Below are 3799 nucleotides of genomic sequence, written 5' to 3'. Positions count from 1 at the left end.
AGACCGAACAACAGTGGCTCGACCCCTTTGACCACGCCGCCCACATAAGGCTGGCCGACAAAAGCCGCCAGACCGACGCCGAACAGGGTCAATGCCAGACCGGTCGCCACCTGGTTGGTCATCAGATGCAGGGTCAGCACGCCAAACAGCAAGGACAGGGCGCAGCCGGAGAGCATGGCAACGCCGAATGCCAAAAGCGGGCTGCCACTATGGCTCATGGTGGCAAAAGCAGCCACGGCACCAACCAGCATCATGCCTTCGACCCCCAGATTAAGCACACCGCTGCGCTCGGTCACCAGCTCGCCCAGCGCAGCCAGCATCAAGGGGGTTGCAGCACTGGCGGTGGACAAGAGCAGCGCCAGAATCAGGCCTTCATTCATCGGGTCGCCTCCTTGAGTACGGCAGCAGGGGCGCGCTCGCTACGGCGCACGCGGTAATGGATAAACAGATCGGCGGCCAGAAGATAAAACAGCAACAGACCCTGGAACAAACCGGTGATGGCAGCCGGCAAACCCAGCTCCATCTGCGCGGTCTCTCCCCCCAGATACAGAAGCGACATCAGCAGGCTGGCCAGCAAGGCGCCAAGCGGATTAAGGCGGCCGACAAAGGCGACAATAATCGCGGCAAAACCGTAGCCGGGCGACACCGAAGGCTGCAACTGCCCCAGCGGCCCCGCCACTTCAGCCACACCGGCAAGCCCGGCAAAACCGCCGGAAATCAGCATGGCGATCCAGACATTGCGCCGCTCGCCAAAGCCGGCATAGCGCGCCGCCGCCGGCGCCTGCCCGGCCACCGTCAGGCGAAAGCCCAGCCAGCTCTTGCTTAAAAACAGCCAGATCAGCCCAACCAGCATGAGCGCCAGCACGCCGGCAACGGTGACCCGCATCTCGGGATGCAAGAGCGGCAAAATGGCGGCTTCGTGGAACATGCGCGACTGCGGAAAATTGAAGCCTTCCGGGTCACGCCACGGGCCATTGACCAGAAAGCGCAGCCCCAGCCCGGCCACATACACCAGCATCAGGCTGACCAGAATCTCGTTAGTGTGAAAACGGGTACGCAGCAAGGCCGGCAATGCCGCCCACGCCATACCGCCTGCGACACCGGCCACCAGCATGGCCGGCATGAGCCACGATGCGCTGACATCGGGAAAAGCCAGCGCCACACCACCGCCGGCAATCGCGCCCATCACCAACTGGCCTTCGGCGCCGATATTCCACACATTGGCGCGGTAGGCGATCAACAGGCCCAGCGAGCACAGCAACAGCGGCGTCGCCTTGAGCAGCCACTCGCCCACGCCGTAAAGCGTGGTCAACGGCTGCACGAAAAACACATAAAACGCCTTGAGTGCCGGCTGACCCAAAAGAGTAAACAGCACAAAGCCGGAGGCCAGCATCAAGAGCGCGGCAATCAGCGGCGACAGCAGGCGCATGGTCGCCGAGGGCACAGGGCGGGTTTCAAGCTGGAACATGGCTGTCCTTCTCGCTAAAGTCGCCGCTCATCCAGCGGCCTATCAATTCCACACTGGCGTCAGCCGTGGCAATCGCCGGCGACAGACGGCCATCGGCCAGCACCGCGATGCGGTCGCAGATCATAAAGAGCTCGTCCAGCTCTTCGGAGATCACCAGTACCGCCACCCCGCGGTTGCGCATATCGATCAGCGCATTGCGTATCAGCATGGCTGCGCCGACATCCACCCCCCAGGTCGGCTGTGCCACCACCATCACCTCGGGCGCCAGCATCACCTCGCGCCCGATAATGAATTTCTGCAGATTGCCGCCGGACAGGCTTTGCGCCAGCGCGTCCTCGTCCGGCGCCTTGACCTTGAAGCGCGCAATCACCTCGCGCGCGAATTCGCGCACCTTACTGCGCTGTATCCACGGCCCCTTGAGCATGCCGGCGCGGGTGGCGCCGGTGAGCAGGGCATTGTCGGCCAGACTCATTTCCGGCACCGCGCCGCGCCCTAGCCGCTCTTCCGGCACAAAACCCAGCCCCAGACCCAGCGCACGGCGCGCACTTGGCCCCAGCTTGCCGGCCGCGACACCACGCAACGACAGCCCGTCGGCACGTGCCAGCTTTTTTTCGCCGGACAAGGCCGCCAGCAGCTCTTGCTGGCCGTTGCCGGAAATGCCGGCGATGCCGACAATCTCGCCGCCACGCACTTCCAGCGACACATCCTGCAAGGCAGTACCGAACGGGTCATCACTGGCAAGCGACAAGCCATTGAGCGCCAGCCTCAGTTCGCCCGGCGCTTGCGGGCTGAGCGAACACGCCGGCAGTTCACCACCTATCATCATGCGCGCCAGCGAATCATTGGATTCGAGGCGCGGATCGGCCTCGCCGCTGACCCGCCCGCCGCGCAGGACGGTGGCACGCTCACACAGGGCACGGATCTCGTCCAGCTTGTGGCTGATATAGAGAATGCTGCAGCCTTCTCCCGCCAGACGGCGCAAGGTGGCAAACAGCTGTTGCACCGCCTGCGGCGTCAGCACCGAGGTCGGCTCGTCCATAATCAGCAAACGCGGTTTTTGCAGCAGGCAGCGCACAATCTCGACCCGCTGGCGCTCGCCCACCGACAGACTGTGCACCAGACGCGCAGGATCCAGCGGCAGGCCATAGCGGGTCGACACCTCGCGGATCTCGTCGTGCAGCTCGGCCTGCGGCCGGTCTATCGACAGCGCGATGTTTTCGGCCACGGTCAGCGTCTCGAACAGCGAAAAATGCTGGAACACCATGCCTATGCCCAGCTCGCGCGCCATGGACGGGCTGGAAATGGCAAGCTTGCGCCCCTCCCAGACAATCTCGCCAGCGTCGGGTCGGGTCACACCGTAGATGATCTTCATCAGGGTGCTTTTGCCGGCGCCGTTTTCACCCAGTACCGCATGGATTTCACCGGGCGCAATATCAAGATCGATGGCGTCGTTGGCGATCACCGACGGATAGCGTTTACTGATACCGCGCAAAGACAGGCGCGCGGCAGAGGGAGGGGCATTCATCGCAAAGACTCCAGGGCGCGGGCACAGAAACTTACCCCGCAACAGTACCGGCAAGCCGGATCAATAATCCGTGCATGGTAAATCTTTTGGCATTTTTGATAAAACATTTGTTTACATTTCGGGTTTATAATGCTGCGAATTCACCGCGAAATATCCAATAAAGATTATTAGCGGTCCTGCTGTAGACAAAGATACCCCGCTTGTTATGCTGTTCAAATTCGCCCCACCTCCAGGAGAAGTCGCCATGCTGTCCCGCCGTACTCTGATCACTACCTTGCTGGCTGCCGCTCTGAGCAGCCCGGCCTTCGCCGCCGAGCCACTGAAAGTCGGCTTTGTCTATGTAGGCCCGATCGGCGATGCCGGCTGGACCCATGCCCATGACCTGGGACGCAAGGCGATGGAAAAAGCCCTGCCCGGCCAGATCAAATCCACCTATGTGGAAAGCGTGCCCGAAGGCGCCGACGCCGAACGCGTAATCCGCCAGCTGGCCGCCGCCGGCAATACGCTGATTTTCACCACCTCGTTCGGTTATATGAACCAGACGCAAAAAGTGGCGCAGGCCTTCCCCAATGTGAAGTTTGCCCACGCCACCGGTTACAAGACAGCCAAAAACGTCGCCATCTACAACCCCAAGACCTATGAAGGCGCTTACATGCTGGGCGTGATCGCCGGCGGCATGACCAAGAGCGACACCCTGGGCTTTGTCGGCTCCTTCCCGATTCCGGAAGTGATCCGCAACATCAATGCCTACACTCTGGGCGCACAAAGCGTGAACCCCAAGATCAAGACCAAGGTGGTGTGGGTGA

4 protein-coding genes are annotated in these 3799 nt (G+C 61.9%); 1 reads left to right on the top strand and 3 read right to left on the bottom strand.

What is annotated here, in order from left to right; all coding sequences use genetic code 11:
• From EGI20_RS16470 to EGI20_RS16460, 3 genes are all read right to left on the bottom strand, one after another.
• A partial coding sequence (locus EGI20_RS16470; protein ID WP_498632771.1) for an ABC transporter permease subunit occupies positions 1 to 380 on the bottom strand: 380 nt, incomplete at its 3' end.
• On the bottom strand, positions 377 to 1468 hold the full coding sequence (locus EGI20_RS16465) for an ABC transporter permease (protein ID WP_124736241.1): 1092 nt from the start codon (positions 1466 to 1468) through the stop codon (positions 377 to 379). The genes EGI20_RS16470 and EGI20_RS16465, both read right to left, overlap by 4 nt.
• Positions 1455 to 2993, bottom strand: a complete 1539-nt coding sequence (locus EGI20_RS16460) for an ABC transporter ATP-binding protein (RefSeq protein WP_498632770.1) — start codon at positions 2991 to 2993, stop codon at positions 1455 to 1457. Before EGI20_RS16460 ends, EGI20_RS16465 begins: the two co-directional genes overlap by 14 nt.
• A 244-nt stretch (positions 2994 to 3237) precedes the next feature.
• On the opposite strand from EGI20_RS16460, the gene EGI20_RS16455 reads away from it, so the two are divergent.
• Positions 3238 to 3799, top strand: a 562-nt coding sequence (locus EGI20_RS16455; protein WP_498632768.1) for a BMP family ABC transporter substrate-binding protein, incomplete at its 3' end; no start/stop codon positions are given.

It is taken from the genome of Aquitalea sp. S1-19, from assembly GCF_024343515.1.
The sequence above is the reverse complement of the archived record's forward strand: the minus strand, read 5'-3'. Positions and strand labels throughout refer to the sequence as shown.